The following is a 14,660-nucleotide window of genomic DNA, read 5'->3' as shown; positions in this document are numbered from 1 at the left end:
CGTCAGGTCGAAAATCTACTTCCGCGCGACTATCCGCAGCACGTCCTCGTCCGCCAGCTCGTGGCTCTTCCCGACCTGCTGGTCGTCGTGCTTGGCGCTCTCGCCTGAGACGCGCGCGAACTTGAACCGCTCGTCGAGTTCGCCGCCCAGCTTCGTACAGGCGTCGCCGACAGTGTCGCCCTCGAAGAGGATGAGCGGCTCCTCGTAGTCCACGCCGCGCCCCGGCTTGTCCATATAAATCCGAATAACCCCGAGTTCCTCCCAGAGCCGCTCTTTGAGCCCGTCGAGGCCGAGCTCCTTCTCGGCCGAGATGAAGAGCACGTCGTCGGGGTCGAGGTCGCGGTCGCGGAGTTCCTCCTTCACGGTCGGCAGGTAGCTCTTTTCGATGAGGTCCGCCTTGTTGACGGTGACCATCGAGGGGAGGTACTCGCGGTTGTCCATCACGGCGTCGACGAGCTCGTCGATCGTGAGGTCGTGGGGGATGGTGACCTTCGCGTTGACGTAGCCGTACTCGCGGAGGACCTGCTTGATCGTCTCCTCGTCGAGGCTCACGTCGTCGCTCATCGTCACGCCGAGCCCGTCCTTGTGGGTCTTCCGGATGTTGATGTTCGGCGGGTCGGTGTCGAGGCGGATGTTCGTCGCGTACAGCTCCTCGCGCAGGCGGTCGTACTGCTCGATCTCGAAGACCGAGAGCATGAACACGACCAGGTCCGCGGTCCGGACGACCGAGAGGACCTCCTTCCCGCCGCCGCGGCCGCCCGCCGCGCCCTCGATCAGCCCCGGCACGTCGAGGATCTGGATGTTCGCGCCGCGGTACTGTAGCATGCCCGGATTGACGTCGAGGGTCGTGAACTCGTAGGAGCCGACCTCGCTGTCGGCGTTGGTGAGGGCGTTGATGAGGGTCGACTTGCCGACGCTCGGGAACCCGACCAAGGCCACCGTGGCGTCACCGTGCTTCTCGACCGCGTAGCCGTGGCCGCCGCCGGCGGAGGACTGGTTCTCCAGCTTCTCCTTTTTCTCCGCGAGCTTCGCCTTCAGGCGCCCGATGTGGGCCTCCGTGGCCTTGTTGTAGGGCGTGTTGGCGATCTCCTCGCGGAGGTCTTCGATTTCCTCCTCCAGTCCCATTACCCGTCTCTCGGCCGCTCGGCTCGTTAAAGGTGTTCCTTCGGATCGCCGGGCCGTCGTCGGGTCGCCGCCGCGAATCGAATCCCCCGACAGCGGTCCGCGAACGGGGGCGTCGCCGCCGAACGAGTGGTTGGCGCGCCGATACTTCGACACGGTTATATCGACGACGAATAATCACTCGGCACGCCGAATGCCAGATCCGTCGAGCCTCCGCGACAGTACGCAGATCGTCCTCCCGCGCCACGCGCTCGACGGCCACCGGGAGTGCCTCGAAGACCGGTTCACGGTCACCGTCGTCGAGACGGCGGAACGGTACCGGATCATCGGCAGCCCGGTCGAAATCAAGGCCGCGAGCGACTACCTCACGCGCAACGGCGTCGCCGTCGCGTGACGCGCTCCCGACGACGCCCCTCTCCCCTCCTTCTGCCCCGTCCGGAGCGTTGAAGTCGCCGCTCTCCGAGACCCCGGACGATGGTCACCCGTCGGACGGTCCTCGCCTCCGGCGTCGCCGGAATCAGCGCGGTCGCCGGCTGTGCGGGGGGCTCCTCCCCCGCGAACGCTGACGACCGCGGCGGAGCCGACGCGGGCGGCACCGACGGCGACGCCGGAAACGGAACCGCCGCCCGAATCGGCCTCGTCGGCGACCTGATGCTCGGACGGAGCGTCGCCAACCGCTGGGCGGATGCCGACGATCCGACGGCGGTTTGGGGGTCGACGCTCCCGCGACTCCGCGACCTCGACGCGCTCGTCGGCAACTTGGAGTGTTGCGTCTCCGACCGCGGCGGCCGCTGGCCGGACAAGACGTACTACTTCCGGTCGCCGCCGTCGTTCGCGGTGCCCGCGCTGGAGGCGGCGGGGGTGTCGTTCGTCTCGCTCGCCAACAACCACGTCCTCGACTACCGGGAGCCGGCCCTCCGCGACACTCGGCGGCACCTCGCCGACGCCGGAATCGCCCGTGCGGGCGCCGGCGAAAACGCCGCCGGGGCGCTCGCCCCAGCGACGTTCGAGGCGGGCGACCTCACCGTGGCCGCGTTCGGCCTCACCGACCAGTCCGCGGCGTTCGCGGCGACCGACGCCGACCCGGGTACGGCGTTCGCGCGGCTCGACCCCGGCGTGCGCGAGACGCGCGCTCTCGTCGGCGACGCACTCGACCGCGTCGCCGAGGCGGACCCGGACCTCGTCGTTGCCTCGCTCCACTGGGGCGCGAACTGGGAGACCGAACCGCGCGCGGTCCACGAGCGATTCGGGCGCTGGCTCGTCGAACTCGGCGTCGACGTCGTCCACGGCCACAGCGCGCACGTCCTCCAGGGCGTCGAGGTACACGATGGGTCTCCGATCGTCTACGACGCCGGCGACTTCGTCGACGACTACGTCAGCTATCGCGACCGGGAGGGGGTGTACAACAAGCGGAGCGCGCTCTTCGAACTCGTCGTCCGCGACGGGGACCTCGTCGCCCTCGACGTCGTCCCGACCAAAATCGCTGACGAGGCCGCGGCGCTGGCGGACGACGAGGTCGCCGAGTGGGTCCGAGAGACGGTCGCCGAGCGCTCCACGGCGTTCGGGACCGCGGTCGAGGGGCTCGGCGGCGAACTGCCCGACGGCCGCCTGCGGATCCCGCTGGGCGACGGGTAGCCGGCCCCTCTCCGGACCGCTGGACCGCTACATCACCGGACCGCCAATCGCCGCGCCTCCGACGGCTTCCGGATCCCCACGACGGCTGCTGGGGTCCAAACCCTATTCGGTCCGATACCCCAATGGGAGCCGTGACGAACACCAACCGCGAGTGGCTTCTCGCCGAGCGGCCGACCGGCGAGCCCGATCAGGACAGCTTCGAACTGCGCGAGACGGACGTTCCCTCGCCCGCACCGGGCGAACTGCTCGTCCGCGTCCGGTACCTCTCGGTCGACCCGTACATGCGCGGCCGGATGCGCGACGCCGAGTCGTATGCCGAGCCGTGGGACGTGGGCGACGCGCTCAGAGGCGGCGTCGTCGGCGAGGTGGTCGAGAGCGAGAGCGACGCGTACGAGGCGGGCGACCTCGTGACGGGCGAGGGGCGCTGGGCCGACTACGCGACGCTCGACGCCGACGACGTCGCCCCGGTCGACCCGGCGATCGCCGACCCCGAGGCGTACCTCGGCGTCCTCGGCATGCCCGGGCGGACCGCCTACTTCGGCCTCCTCGAAGTCGGCGAGCCGAAGCCCGGCGACACGGTCGTCGTCTCCGGGGCGGCGGGCGCGGTCGGCTCGGTCGTCGGACAGATCGCGAAGCGCAACGGCTGCCGCGTGGTCGGGTTCGCCGGCAGCAACGAGAAGACCGCGTGGCTCACCGACGACTTGGACTTCGACGCCGCGATCAACTATAAGACGACGGACGACTACCGCGCCGCGCTCGACGAGGCTGCGCCCGACGGGGTCGACGTCTACTTCGACAACGTCGGCGGACCGATCACCGACGCGGTGTTCACGAGACTGAACATCGACGCGCGGGTCGCGGTCTGCGGGCAGATCGCCCATTACAACGACGAGTCGGTCCCGACCGGACCACGGAAGCTCCCGCAGCTGATCCCGGTGCGAGCGAAGGTCGAGGGCCTGCTCGTCGGCGACTTCGCGACGCGGTTCGGCGAGGCGAGCGAGCGACTCGCCCGCTGGGTCGCGAGCGGCGACCTCGAACACCGCGAGAGCGTCGTGGACGGGCTGGGGAACGCCCCGGACGCGTTCCTCGGACTGTTCTCCGGCGACAACATCGGCAAGCAGGTCGTGCGGGTGTCGTCCCCGGACGACGAGTAGCGACCGCACCGAGGCCGTCAGAGCCGGTCGAGGGCCTCGTCCAGGTCGAACTGCTCCGTCGATTCGCTGAACTCCTTCTGTTCTCCGTCGCTCTCCGACGCCGGCGTCACGAGGCGCACGAGGTCGTGGTCTATCGAGTCCGCGGTCACGGTCGCGTCGAAGCGCTCGCGCTCGGTTGCCGGTCCCGAGAACGGTTCGACGCGCTCGACGCCGTCGACCGAACACGCCACGGCGCGACACACCGCCTCGCGGAGGCGGTCGGTCGTCCCCCACCCCGACGGCGGCACGCGCGGCAGCGCTCGGTCCCGGAACCGCCACGTCTCGATCGCCAACTCCGCGTCGTGAGGGGTCATTACCGCTGGTACGCGTACCGCGGACAAGTGGGTTTTGCCGGGTCGGACCGACGGTGTCGACGCGTGACCCGTCTCCCAAACCGCGACGGGGCCGCGGCCGTCCGGATCCGTGGACTCACTCCTCGAACGCCGTCGGGTCGAAGGGGTCGGACGCCTTCCAGTACCCCGAGAAAGCCTGGTCCGCCCACTCGCGCACCGCCGGATCGTCGGTGTGGAGCGACGCCCGGAGGATGCCCCCGTCGTCGCGGACGAGCAGGTACACGGTGTCATCGGCGACGGTGACCGCGACGGGGACCTCCTCGCGACGGACGCGGATCTCCGCGTCGTCGCTCTCCGCCAGCGTTCGAAGCCGCCTCCAGAGGACGTCGTCTGCCGCGAGCGCCTCGATGGCGCCGGCCGAGAGCACCGCCTCGAACGTCTGCTCGCCCGCGGCCACCCGGTCCCGGGCCGTCGCGAGGCTCTGTTCGTTGAGCGTGTGTGAGAACGCGCGCAGCGTCGTCGCCCCCGCCATCGCGTCGAGGACGCGCTGGAGCGGCGCGCTCGGTCGCGTCCGCGTCGGAACGGTCACGGTCGCGTCGGCGAGACGGCGGAGGTCGAACCCGAGTTCGGCCGTCGGCAGGTACGCGACCACGTCCCGCAGTTTGGCCTCCGTCTCGAGGAGGGCGACGAGCTCTTCGACGCCCTCGGCCACCAACTCCCCGGTCGCGGTGGCGACGTACTCTTCACCGTCGCGGCTGACCCACGACCGGTCGGCGAAGTCCTCGAGGATCCGACCGAGGGTCGCTTGCGACGCCCCCGTGGCGGTCGCGAGGTCCGCCCGCGTCTGCGGCGCCGACGCCAACAGCTGTAACACCTCGACGCGGTTCGTCGAGCGGGCGAGGAACTCGATCTCCTCGAGCGGGGCCTCCATACGCGATCAAGCGTCCACCGGAATAAACCGGCTTCGCTCACCGTTGAGATTTCACGCCGTGAGCGATCGGCACGACGTGTTGCGCGTTTCCCGTCGTGGAATATTTTCCGGATTTCGTTATAGGTCTCCGACTGTTACATCTGTTTGTGCCGAGAAGCTCGTTCCAATCCGATCGTTCGTTCGACAATTTAACCCGGGTGTCGCAGTAACGTGTTCACCAGACGCACCGGCGCCCTGCTCTTCGTCTCGGCCCTCCTCTTCGGTGGCACCTTCGTCGCGGCGAAGGCCGGGTTGGCACACCTCCCGCCGCTGTTCTTCGTCGCCGTCCGGTTCGACATCGGCGCAGTCGTCCTCGCGGCGTTCGCAGCGACGCGACTCTCGCGGGCGGAACTGCGCCCCCGAACCGTCGGCGACGTCGCCGGTATCGTCGCGACGGGCGTGCTTGTCATCGGGCTGACGAACGCCCTGCTGTTCGTCGGACAACAGTACGTGACGAGCGGCGTGGCCGCCGTCGTCTTCAGCCTGAATCCGATCCTGACGCCGGTGTTCGCCGCGGTCCTGCTCGGCGAGGACGGCCTCTCGGTCCGCGGGTTCGTCGGGATGGGCCTCGGACTGTTCGGCGTCGCCCTCGTCGCCGATCCCGACCCTTCGGCGCTGCTCGCCGGCGGCCTCGGCGTCCCGCTGCTCTTCGCGGCCGCCGTGACGAGCGCGCTCGGCGCCGTGCTGATCCGCCGGGCCGACGCGACGCTGTCAAGCACTGCCCGCACCGTCTGGGGAGTCCCTCTGGCGGCCGCCCTCTCGCACGCGCTAAGCATCGGCGCCGGGGAGTCCGTCTCCGGGCTGTCGGTGCCGCCCGTCGCGATCGCGGCGCTGCTGTACGTCGGCGTCTTCTCCGGGGCGATCGCGTACCTCGCGTACTTCGCGCTGATCGACGAGACCGACGCGACGCGCGCGAACCTCCTGTTCTACTTCGTCCCCGTCGTCTCCGCGGTGGGTGGCTGGGCGCTGCTCGGCGAGACGCTCTCGGTGCGGTCGCTCGTCGGATTCGGCGTCATCTTCGCCGGCTTCCTCCTCGTTAGCGGGCTCTCCGCGGGCCCGTCGCGGCTCCTCCGTCAGCTGGTCCCGGCGCGATTCGTCGACGACGGCCCGCTGTGAGCGGCGGCGGACCGTTGTAAACGGCGATAGCGGTTCACCGGAAACGACGGTACAGCTATCTCCTCGCGGAACGTATCAGTAGTGTGAACAAATTGCGACCGGTCGCCGTCGCCGTCGTCGCGGTCGCCGCCGCGTACGCGGTCTTCGCCGGGGTGCTGGTCGGGTCCGACGTGGCGTCGTACACCTCGGACGGCGTGACCGTCCCCGACCTCGCTTACGAGGATACGCTGGAGCGAGCCGACGCGGCCGGCTACGCGGTCGAACGCGTTGGATCGAGCGGGTTCCACCCGACCGGGATCGACGACCTCGACGCCGACCTCGGCCCGGAGTACGAGGCGTTCAGAGTCACGTACGACCACGCGTCGGCGGCCCGACTGTGGGCGACGTTCCACGCCGAGGAGGGGATCACCGTCGTGACGCTGTTCCCGGACGACGCCGACGGCGACCTCACCGTCGACGACCTGCCGCCCGAGGAGTGGCTCGTCGACCGGCTCGCGCTGCTGTTCGAGATGGACGAGGCGACCGCCGCGGCGTACGTCGAGGAGATCGAAACGGCGGTCAGCACGGGCGACCCGACCGAGCCCGGCGCGAGCACGCCGAGCGTCGAGGTCGACGAGCCGGTCGCCTTCCGGGCCGCCTACGACGACCTGACGGCGCGCGCGACGACCGTCAATGCGACCTCCACGCCCGGGTCGGGCTGGCACGAGCGCGTCTATCACGCTGGCGACGAGCGGCTCGGCAGCGCCGAGTTCGTCCTCTCCCGCGCGACCGTGACGCGCGAGGTCGACGGCTACACCTACCGCGTTCACGTCGACTACCACGGCGGCGTGGCGGTCGACGCGCAGACGCGCGCAACCCGGACGTTCGAGGAAGACGCCGTCCGCGCCGCCTTCCGAGAAATGTTCGTTGAGATGGGGGTCCCGCCCGAGACGGCCGACCACCTCCAGTTCTTGTATCGGGGAAGCGTGTGGTGAGCGCCGCCGCTTCGCTCGGTATCAAGTAAAAGTACGTCGGACTGCTCTCCTCGCGAAGTGCTCGGAGACGAATGCGCGGGACCGGATTCGAACCTCAGTCACTCCGCTTCTCTTCGTTCCCTGCTTCGAATTTTCGGAGCGATACGTCTCCTCGCGAAGTGCTCGGAGACGAATGCGCGGGACCGGATTCGAACCGGCGGACCCCTACGGGATAGCGTCCTAAGCGCTACGCCTTTGGCCTGGCTCGGCAACCCGCGCGCGGTAACTCGTAGACCGGCTACGTCAAAAATACCTGTCGTTACGGGTTCGAGGGATGCGACCGCCGCGGGAAGACGGCGACCGGTCAGAACGACGGCTCGTCCCGCGGGTGTCGCAGGTCGATCTCGTTCGCGTGAACCGTCCCCGGCGTCGTCGCAATATCGTGGATTCGCTCGGCGATCTGATTGGGGTCCATCCAACGGTCGTGGTCCGGATACCGATCGCGGAGCGACGGCTTGTCGATCCAGCCGTCGACGATCAGGTGAACCGCCTGTACGTCGGCCTCTCCGAGCCGCGGGTCGGCGGCGAGAGAGCGAACGAGCCCGCGGGTCCCGTGGCGCGCCGCCGCGTAGGCGACGTCCTCGGACGGGCGCCGAGACTGGCCGGAGCTGGTCACGACGACGGTTCCACCGCCTTCGTCGACCATGTCGTCGACCGCCTCGCGAAGGCACCGGAACGCGCCGCGCAGACGCGTGTCGATCACGTTGCGGAACCCGGCCGGATCCACGTCTACGATCCCGCCGCCGACGGACGGGGACCCGCTAGTGAACACCAAGCGGTCGACCGGCGAGAAGGCGTCTCGAACGGTTTCGAATGCCGACGCGACCGCCGTCGGGTCGGCGATGTCCGTCTCGACCGGGAGGGTACTGCCGGGCGTCTCCGCCTGAATCTCGTCGGCGGTCGACGAGAGGTAGTCGCTCGACCTAGCGAACAGCGCGACATCGTCGCCGTCGGCGGCGAACCGGCGGGCCACGGAGGATCCCAGCCCCGGACCGACTCCCGCGACGACGGTCGTGGGTGTCATACACACGCTTCGTCCGGGAGCCGCTAATGGTTTGTCTCGCGCACCGCGAGCAGCGTCCCGCGTCCGCGGGACGCCGCGGGGGCCAGCTATCGCGTCGACGCGGCTACCGACGCGACGCGGCCAAGCGACGGCGGGGCGGACCGCGGCCTCACTCGCAGAACTCGCAGTCGCAGTACGCCTCGCAGACGGGGTTGTCGCAGTCGGCGTTGCGGGCCGAGCAGTGTGCCCGGCCGTGCCGGATCAGGAGGACGTGGAGCGGGTAGATCAGCTCGTCGGGAACGCGTTCGTCCAACACGTCGTGGGCGCGCTCGTTCGACGCCGACTCCGGGACGAGCCCGAACCGCTTCGAGACGCGCTCGACGTGGGTGTCGACCGCCATCGTCGGCTTCCCGAAGTGGAAGTTCAACACGACGCTGGCGGTCTTCGGCCCGACGCCCTTGATCTCGGTGAGCCACGCCTTCGCCTCCTCGGTCGGCAGCGCGTCGAGGAACGCCAGCGAGTACGCCCCGCCTGTCTCCTCGCGGATCGCGGTCAGCGCGCGCTGGATGCGCGCGGCCTTCTGGTCCGGGAGGCCCGCGACGCGGATCGTTTCCCGCAGCTCCTCGTGGTCGGCGGCCTCGATCGCCGCGAAGTCGTCGTACCGGTCGAACAGCGCCTCCGACGCGCGCCGCGTGTTCTCGTCGGCGACGTTCTGCGAGAGGATCGTCGTCACCAGCTGGCGGACGCCCTCGCCCGGCTCGGCGGTGGGGTCCGCGCCGTGTTCGGCGACTCGGTCGACCGGCTCGTACAGCGCCACGAGGTCGTCGTGGAGCGCTCGGACCCGCATCTCGTCCCACGTCTGCGTCGACATACGCGCGCTACGTGTGCGGGCGACTTCAGGGCGGCGGCCGCGCTCGGGAGTGGCCGCCCCCGGTCCGGGGCACGCGATCGCCGTCGGCTCCGCGGAGCGGCGCCGGTACCGGTGCGGCGACCGCGGCCGTTTATGTTCCTCGCTCGACTACCCCGGGGCGTGTACCGGGCGAGCGACCGAGTCGACAACGAAGCGTGGATCGAACTGGTCGAGGAGGCGTGCGACTCGCTCGATTTGGACGCGGAGACGCGCTCGACCGCGGTCGACCTCTTCCTCTCGCGAGCGCCCGACGACGACCGGGGGAAGCGCGTCGCGGCCGCCGCCAGCCTCTACGCCGCCAGTCTGATCCGCGGCGAGGAGCGCTCGCAGTCCGCCGTCGCCGACGCGATGGACGTCTCGCGGCTCTCGGTTCAAAAGCGGTGGAAGCCGATCCTCGAAGACGCCGGCTTCTCGCCGCCGTCGTGGTGACCCCTCAAAAAGTACTCCTGACGTCGCTGTCGCGGAATGTCTGCGGACTGATCGCCAGCGACAGATTTATTTTCTAACGTAAAGTCCCCGTTACTGTAAAGCGAGCTTTACACTGACGCCCGCTCGCTTTACTTCCACCCATGAGCGAACACACGACCTCCGCGGCGACTCGGCCCTCCTCACGGAAACGCTACAAACGCATCGCGTACGGTCTGCTCGGCGCCAGTATCCTCGCCCTGTGGATCGGTATCGCGGTCGACCGCTTCGTCCTCGGCGTGGCCCTGTATTGGGCCGGCGGCCTCGGCATGGGGCTCGTCCAGCGGTTCAGCCCCGTCGAACTGTACGACGAGCGCGACGGCACCATCAGCCGCAAGGCCAGCCAGACAACGATGAACGTCTTCGCATACGTCTTCGTCCTCGGGACGCCCGGCGGACTCGCATTACAGGAGAGCGGCCTCGTCACGCTCCCGGGCGAGTTCTACGGCGCGACCTGGACCCTCTTCGGGGTCTTCGTCGTGTTCGGCGCGTCCCACCTCTACTACAAGCAGCGCACATGAGAAACGACATCCCTGACAAACGCGCCGAGACCGACGAGAGCCAGGCCGACCTCGCCGCCGCCGTCGGGGTCACCCGCCAGACGATCAACGCGATCGAACGCGAGCGCTACGACCCGTCGCTGGAGCTGGCGTTCGCGCTCGCGGATCACTTCGACTGCCGGATCGAGGACGTCTTCGAGCCGGACGACTGATCACTTCGGCGTCGCCACGACGCCGAGGTGGTCCTCGTGGAACCGGTCGAGCCGCCGCGTCTCGACGATCTCGTACGCCTCCCGGAGCCGGTCGAGCGCCCCCTCGAACACCGCCTCCGGCGCCGCGGTCACGTCCTCGCTGCGCGCCTTGATCGCGAGCAGCAGCCGCCCGTCGTCGGCGAGGAACCGAGCGTTGCGGGCGGCCACCTCGGCCTGCCCGCGCGTGGCCACGTCCTGAACGACGGCGTCGACGTCGCGCTCGACGACGTGCGCGTACGTCTCCGGCTTCCGCGCGTCCTTGAGCAGCGGGAACAGTCGGTCGCGCGGCGCGGCGGCGTCGAGCAGGTCCCGCGCCGGGCGCGGCGCGAACTCGACCGCGTAGGTGGGGCCCGCGAAGTCGGCGACGTGGCTCACCGTGGTGCCGCTCGCGGCGCCGAGGTAGAGGACGGTCTCGCCGCCAGTCAGGCCGGTCTCCAGCCCGAGTTCGAGCATCCCCCCGAGCTTCGACCGTTCTGGGTCCCACGCGCGCCAGCCGTCGGCGGTCGGCTCGCCGTACACCGGCTCGCCGCGGGTCGCCAACCGCTCCTCGCCGGCTATCTCACGCCGTTCGACGCCGTCGGGGAGGGTCGGCTCACTCATCGCCGGCCTCCGCGGCATCCGGCTCGTCGGTGTCCGCCCGCGCTCGGATCGTCGCCATCCGCTCGCGGAGGTCGGCGTGGAGCTGCGACCGCCGCTCTCCGGCGTAGTGGTCGGCGCGCGCCGCGAGCGTCAGCTTCCCGGCGAGTGCCCGCGCGGCCGAGCCGCGGTCAGCGGGTCGGGTGCCGCGGACGTACTCGTGCGTGTAGATGATCCCGTGCTTCGGGGACGGCGCCCGCCCCGAGAGGTGCGCGAACAGCGCGTCCTCGGCGCCGAGGACCTGGACCGTGCCGGACGGCTTCTTCGCGAGCGACTCTAACCCGCCGGCGAGCGCGATCAGCCGCGCGGCCAGCTCCGGGCCGGCCATCTCGGAGAGGTTTGGGGCGACGGCGGGCGCAGTCCGACCGATCGTCTCCGCGAGCTCGGCCCGCTCGTCGTCGAGTTCGGCGGCGCGCGCCGCGAGCGAGACGGCCCGCCGCTCGACTTCGCTCTCGGGTTCTCGCGCCGCGACCGCTCGCGCTCCCTCGATCCCCGGCTCGACCTCGTCGAAGAGGCTCCCCGCCCACTCGACGGCGCGCTCGGCGAGCTCGTTCGCGGTGCGCTCGGCGTCGTCCATGGCCCGGACCGCGTGGATCAGCTGCGCGTCGTCGGCGCGCTCCCGCTCGCGGACCGCCTCGCGGGTCGCGCGCGTCGCCGCGGCCTTGAGCCGGTCGTAGTACTCGTCGGCGCCGGCCGCGAACCCGGACTCGACGGCGCGTACGGCCCAGTCGGCGGGCGACGCGGCCGTCCCCTCGCGAACCCGCGCCGCGGCTCTCGGCGCGGCGTCGCTCTCGGTATCGGTATCTTCGGTCGCGCCCGACGGTAGCGCTTCGAACCAGCCCTCCGCGCCGTCGGACGCCGCGCTCGCGTCCGGTCCGGCGTCGGTATCGCTCATTGCCGGCGGCTACTCGCCCCGACGGTATAGACGTTCCCGATGCGACCCGCGGCCGCTCGCCCTACGGACCGCGCCACAGGGCCTCGCTCACGCCGCCGCGTCGGCCTCGTCGTCCTCGTCGGGGCGGAGCGCGCCGAAGACACCCTCCGAGTCTGACCGGAAGTCGGCGAGCGTCGCGCCCGCGAGCGCGCCGAGCGCGCCGCCGCTGGACGCCGCCTGTCTACTGATCAGTCCGCCGACCGCGGCGCCGACGGCCGCGCCGACCGCGGCGAGCGTCGCCCGTGAGAGTGCGCGTCGAATCCGTGATCCCATGCGCGGAACGTCTACATCAACTTACAAAAGCCTACGGACGAGTCTCCCACGCCCCCGGCGAGTCCGAGAGAAGACTCCGTTCGGACCCGGCTCGACCTCTGATCGACCGGTTCGAAACAGCAAAATCGCGGGTTAGCGAGGGGTTAACGGCGTAACACTTATTAACTGCCGATATATGTCATCGGAACATGACGTCAGAGCGTGACAACAGGTCTCACAGCACAAGCAACGGATCGACCTCGACCGGCCGGCGCGTGAGTCGGCGGGCCTACATCGCCGGCGCGGGCGCCGCCGGCGTGGCGGCCCTCGCCGGATGTAGCGGCGGCGACGGCGGCGACGGCGGCGACGGCGGCGACGGCGGCGACGGCGGCGACGGCGGGAGCATGGGCGGCGGCGGCACGACCACGATCAACATCATCACGTGGGAGGAGTACGCCGAGATGCAGGAGAACATCGAGTCCACGCTCGACGGGGTGGAGCTGAACATCACGCCCTCGACGTCGTCGACGGAGATGTTCTCGCAGTGGAGCGCGGGCCAGGACGAGCAGTTCGACATCGCCGTTCCGAACAACAACCTCGTCCCGCGGTTCATGGACGCCGACCTCGTCGCGCCGGTGAACAACGACGTGGTGAACAACTTCGGCTCGATGTACGACCGGTTCCAGTCGTTTGTCGACGACCAGTTCACGGAGAGCGGGAACGCGTATGGCGTGCCGATCCGCTTCGGCTGGTACGGCTACTCCTACGACTCCCGGAGCGTGCCGGACCACGAGCCGAGCTACGACATCTTGTTCGAGCCGGATTACGTCGACGCCGACCTCGACGGCGAGATCATCATGTACGACGAGGCGGCGAAGTCGATCCCGGCCGCGGCGCTGTACCTCGGCATGGACGACGCCATGTCCGGGGCGCGGATGACGTTTACCGAAGAGCAGCTCACGGAGATCCAGGAACTGCTCATCGAGCAGAAGCCGCGGCTCCAGGGGTACATCGCCCCCGACCCGACGTTCATCCAGGAGTTCCGCCAGGGCAACTTCCTCGTCGGGCACAGCGGGCGGAACGAGACCGTCCAGATGCGCAGCGAGGGCGACGACTGGGTCGAGTTCGTCGCCCCGAGAGAGGGCGCGCTGGCGTGGTACGAGACCGCGGTCGTCTCCGCCGCCTCCGACAACCAGGAGACCGCCTGGGAGGTCATCAACGAGTTCATCACGCCCCAGAACGGCGCGGCGCTCGCGGAGGCCGGCTTCTCGCCCAGCACGAACCCCAACGTGGCCGACGAGCTGACCGAGGAGCAGAACGAGCTGTACGGGCGGATCGACCCCTCGCGCCTCGAGGGGATGTACTCGCTCAAGGACATCGACTCGGACGTCGAGGAGGCGTACGTCTCCGCGTGGGAAGAGGTCAAGGCGGCATAGATGGCCGCAGACGAGCCGGACGAGAGCGCGCGGGCGAGGGCGGTGAGGCTGCTGAGCGGACCACGCAGTCGGCTCGGCGTCACGGTCGGTCCCAGCGCAGCGTGGATACTCACCCTGCTCGTCGCGCCGCTGGCGTTCATGGTCGCCGTGAGCTTCTTCGAGGTCAGCTCGTTGACGTACCAGATCGTCTACGAGCCGACGCTGAACAACTACCGCTCCCTGTTCGACGGCGGCGGCGCGATCTGGAACACCCCGTTCGTCACGGCGCTGTGGCTCTCGTACGTCATCGCCACCGTGACGACGCTTTTGTGTCTCACGCTCGCGTTCCCGCTGGCGTACCTGCTGGCACGGAGCGGCGGGCGGCTGTTCAAAGTCGTCATCTTCTTCGTCCTCCTGCCGTTCTTCACGATGTACCTCGTCCGGGCGTACTCGTGGGTCCTGATGTTCGGTCCGGGCGGCGTGATCAACAGCACGCTCATGAGCTGGGGGCTGATCGACGCCCCGCTCGGGATATTCAACTACGGTGTCCCGGCGATCATCGTCGGGCTCACCCACGCGTACTTCCCGTACATGCTTCTGACGCTGTACGCGAGCCTCGACGGCCTCGACTTCTCGATCATCGAGGCCGCCCGCGACCTTGGCGCGTCGCGGGTCGAGGTGCTCCGCGACCACGTGATCCCGCTCACGCTTCCGGGGATCATCGGCGGGAGCCTCTTCGTCTTCGTCCCGAGCGTCGGCGCGTTCATTACGCCGACGTTCCTCGGGCAGGGCAAGGTCCAGATGATCGGCATGCTCATCGAGAGCCGGGTCGCCGGGACCTACTCGATCGGGTACGCAAGCGCGGCGTCGATGTTCGTGCTCGTCTCGATCGTGGGCGCGATGATCCTCGCGTTCCGGTACGTGAGCATCGAGGAACTGGGGGGTGCCTGAG

18 protein-coding genes and 1 tRNA gene are annotated in these 14,660 nt (G+C 69.5%); 10 read left to right on the top strand and 9 right to left on the bottom strand.

The window, feature by feature from the left end:
• Positions 1–15 precede the first annotated feature (15 nt).
• Positions 16–1,125, bottom strand: a complete 1,110-nt coding sequence (locus EXE52_RS01775) for a GTP-binding protein (protein WP_049932822.1) — start codon at positions 1,123–1,125, stop codon at positions 16–18.
• Positions 1,126–1,315: 190 nt separating this feature from the next.
• On the opposite strand from EXE52_RS01775, the gene EXE52_RS01770 reads away from it, so the two are divergent.
• The 3 genes from EXE52_RS01770 to EXE52_RS01760 all read left to right on the top strand — a co-directional run bounded on the left by EXE52_RS01770 (position 1,316) and on the right by EXE52_RS01760 (position 3,911).
• Complete coding sequence (locus EXE52_RS01770) at positions 1,316–1,516, top strand: hypothetical protein (protein WP_049932821.1); 201 nt, start codon at positions 1,316–1,318, stop codon at positions 1,514–1,516.
• 80 nt (positions 1,517–1,596) lie between these two features.
• Positions 1,597–2,757, top strand: a complete 1,161-nt coding sequence (locus EXE52_RS01765) for a CapA family protein (protein ID WP_089307854.1) — start codon at positions 1,597–1,599, stop codon at positions 2,755–2,757.
• A 131-nt stretch (positions 2,758–2,888) separates the two neighbouring features.
• Positions 2,889–3,911, top strand: coding sequence for an NADP-dependent oxidoreductase (locus EXE52_RS01760; protein WP_089307853.1), 1,023 nt, complete (start codon positions 2,889–2,891; stop codon positions 3,909–3,911).
• Between the two features lie 17 nt (positions 3,912–3,928).
• On the opposite strand, the gene EXE52_RS01755 is transcribed toward EXE52_RS01760, so the two are convergent.
• Complete coding sequence (locus tag EXE52_RS01755; protein WP_089307852.1) at positions 3,929–4,264, bottom strand: hypothetical protein; 336 nt, start codon at positions 4,262–4,264, stop codon at positions 3,929–3,931.
• A 115-nt stretch (positions 4,265–4,379) separates the two neighbouring features.
• A complete protein-coding gene (locus EXE52_RS01750) occupies positions 4,380–5,174 on the bottom strand; it encodes a winged helix-turn-helix domain-containing protein (RefSeq protein ID WP_086216633.1) in 795 nt (264 codons plus the stop codon).
• Positions 5,175–5,384: 210 nt separating this feature from the next.
• Between EXE52_RS01750 and EXE52_RS01745 the strand changes: the two genes are divergently transcribed.
• Both EXE52_RS01745 and EXE52_RS01740 read left to right on the top strand, forming a co-directional pair.
• On the top strand, positions 5,385–6,329 hold the full coding sequence (locus EXE52_RS01745) for a DMT family transporter (protein ID WP_089307851.1): 945 nt from the start codon (positions 5,385–5,387) through the stop codon (positions 6,327–6,329).
• 83 nt (positions 6,330–6,412) lie between these two features.
• Positions 6,413–7,303: a hypothetical protein gene (locus EXE52_RS01740; protein WP_094552747.1), complete on the top strand. Its 891-nt coding sequence runs from the start codon at positions 6,413–6,415 to the stop codon at positions 7,301–7,303.
• A gap of 173 nt (positions 7,304–7,476) precedes the next feature.
• Here EXE52_RS01740 and EXE52_RS01735 read toward each other — a convergent pair.
• The 3 genes from EXE52_RS01735 to nth all read right to left on the bottom strand — a co-directional run bounded on the left by EXE52_RS01735 (position 7,477) and on the right by nth (position 9,216).
• Positions 7,477–7,561: transfer RNA gene (locus tag EXE52_RS01735), tRNA-Leu, on the bottom strand.
• Positions 7,562–7,646: 85 nt separating this feature from the next.
• Positions 7,647–8,366: an SDR family NAD(P)-dependent oxidoreductase gene (locus EXE52_RS01730; RefSeq protein WP_089307849.1), complete on the bottom strand. Its 720-nt coding sequence runs from the start codon at positions 8,364–8,366 to the stop codon at positions 7,647–7,649.
• 148 nt (positions 8,367–8,514) lie between these two features.
• Entirely contained in the window at positions 8,515–9,216 is a 702-nt protein-coding gene (gene nth, locus EXE52_RS01725) for an endonuclease III (protein WP_049932813.1), read from the bottom strand.
• Positions 9,217–9,375: 159 nt separating this feature from the next.
• Between nth and EXE52_RS01720 the strand changes: the two genes are divergently transcribed.
• The 3 genes from EXE52_RS01720 (at position 9,376) to EXE52_RS01710 (ending at position 10,432) form a co-directional block, all read left to right on the top strand.
• A complete protein-coding gene (locus EXE52_RS01720) occupies positions 9,376–9,684 on the top strand; it encodes a cyclin (RefSeq protein ID WP_049932812.1) in 309 nt (102 codons plus the stop codon).
• A 140-nt stretch (positions 9,685–9,824) separates the two neighbouring features.
• Positions 9,825–10,241: a DUF2178 domain-containing protein gene (locus EXE52_RS01715; RefSeq protein ID WP_089307848.1), complete on the top strand. Its 417-nt coding sequence runs from the start codon at positions 9,825–9,827 to the stop codon at positions 10,239–10,241.
• Positions 10,238–10,432 carry a helix-turn-helix transcriptional regulator gene (locus EXE52_RS01710; RefSeq protein ID WP_089307847.1) on the top strand — a complete coding sequence of 65 codons (195 nt, stop codon included), beginning with the start codon at positions 10,238–10,240 and terminating at the stop codon, positions 10,430–10,432. The genes EXE52_RS01715 and EXE52_RS01710 overlap by 4 nt, the downstream gene beginning before the upstream one ends.
• Here the strand turns inward: EXE52_RS01710 and EXE52_RS01705 are convergent, their stop codons facing one another.
• The 3 genes from EXE52_RS01705 to EXE52_RS01695 form a co-directional block, all read right to left on the bottom strand.
• Positions 10,433–11,071, bottom strand: coding sequence for a fibrillarin-like rRNA/tRNA 2'-O-methyltransferase (locus EXE52_RS01705; protein WP_049932809.1), 639 nt, complete (start codon positions 11,069–11,071; stop codon positions 10,433–10,435).
• Complete coding sequence (locus EXE52_RS01700) at positions 11,064–12,002, bottom strand: NOP5/NOP56 family protein (protein WP_089307846.1); 939 nt, start codon at positions 12,000–12,002, stop codon at positions 11,064–11,066. Before EXE52_RS01700 ends, EXE52_RS01705 begins: the two co-directional genes overlap by 8 nt.
• An 87-nt stretch (positions 12,003–12,089) precedes the next feature.
• Positions 12,090–12,314 (bottom strand): glycine zipper domain-containing protein, encoded by a 225-nt coding sequence (locus EXE52_RS01695; RefSeq protein WP_089307845.1) that lies wholly within the window; start codon positions 12,312–12,314, stop codon positions 12,090–12,092.
• Positions 12,315–12,502: 188 nt separating this feature from the next.
• Here EXE52_RS01695 and EXE52_RS01690 point away from each other — a divergent pair, with 188 nt between their 5' ends.
• Entirely contained in the window at positions 12,503–13,729 is a 1,227-nt protein-coding gene (locus EXE52_RS01690; RefSeq protein WP_089307844.1) for a PotD/PotF family extracellular solute-binding protein, read from the top strand.
• On the top strand, positions 13,730–14,659 hold the full coding sequence (locus EXE52_RS01685; protein WP_049932805.1) for an ABC transporter permease: 930 nt from the start codon (positions 13,730–13,732) through the stop codon (positions 14,657–14,659). It abuts the gene before it with no gap.
• Position 14,660 lies beyond the last annotated feature (1 nt).

The organism is Halorubrum sp. CGM4_25_10-8A, from assembly GCF_005435025.1.
In the GTDB taxonomy this organism is placed as follows: Archaea; Halobacteriota; Halobacteria; order Halobacteriales; family Haloferacaceae; genus Halorubrum; species Halorubrum ezzemoulense.
The sequence above is the reverse complement of the archived record's forward strand: the minus strand, read 5'-3'. Positions and strand labels throughout refer to the sequence as shown.

Bases quoted from the DNA above. Each gene is read 5' to 3' on its own strand.
- EXE52_RS01765 (WP_089307854.1), top strand. From the start codon at position 1,597: ATGGTCACCCGTCGGACGGTCCTCGCCTCCGGCGTCGCCGGAATCAGC.
- EXE52_RS01695 (WP_089307845.1), bottom strand. From the start codon at position 12,314: ATGGGATCACGGATTCGACGCGCACTCTCACGGGCGACGCTCGCCGCG.
- nth (WP_049932813.1), bottom strand. From the start codon at position 9,216: ATGTCGACGCAGACGTGGGACGAGATGCGGGTCCGAGCGCTCCACGAC.
- EXE52_RS01685 (WP_049932805.1), top strand. From the start codon at position 13,730: ATGGCCGCAGACGAGCCGGACGAGAGCGCGCGGGCGAGGGCGGTGAGG.
- EXE52_RS01755 (WP_089307852.1), bottom strand. From the start codon at position 4,264: ATGACCCCTCACGACGCGGAGTTGGCGATCGAGACGTGGCGGTTCCGG.
- EXE52_RS01705 (WP_049932809.1), bottom strand. From the start codon at position 11,071: ATGAGTGAGCCGACCCTCCCCGACGGCGTCGAACGGCGTGAGATAGCC.
- EXE52_RS01700 (WP_089307846.1), bottom strand. From the start codon at position 12,002: ATGAGCGATACCGACGCCGGACCGGACGCGAGCGCGGCGTCCGACGGC.
- EXE52_RS01770 (WP_049932821.1), top strand. From the start codon at position 1,316: ATGCCAGATCCGTCGAGCCTCCGCGACAGTACGCAGATCGTCCTCCCG.
- EXE52_RS01690 (WP_089307844.1), top strand. From the start codon at position 12,503: ATGACGTCAGAGCGTGACAACAGGTCTCACAGCACAAGCAACGGATCG.
- EXE52_RS01715 (WP_089307848.1), top strand. From the start codon at position 9,825: ATGAGCGAACACACGACCTCCGCGGCGACTCGGCCCTCCTCACGGAAA.
- EXE52_RS01730 (WP_089307849.1), bottom strand. From the start codon at position 8,366: ATGACACCCACGACCGTCGTCGCGGGAGTCGGTCCGGGGCTGGGATCC.
- EXE52_RS01750 (WP_086216633.1), bottom strand. From the start codon at position 5,174: ATGGAGGCCCCGCTCGAGGAGATCGAGTTCCTCGCCCGCTCGACGAAC.
- EXE52_RS01775 (WP_049932822.1), bottom strand. From the start codon at position 1,125: ATGGGACTGGAGGAGGAAATCGAAGACCTCCGCGAGGAGATCGCCAAC.
- EXE52_RS01710 (WP_089307847.1), top strand. From the start codon at position 10,238: ATGAGAAACGACATCCCTGACAAACGCGCCGAGACCGACGAGAGCCAG.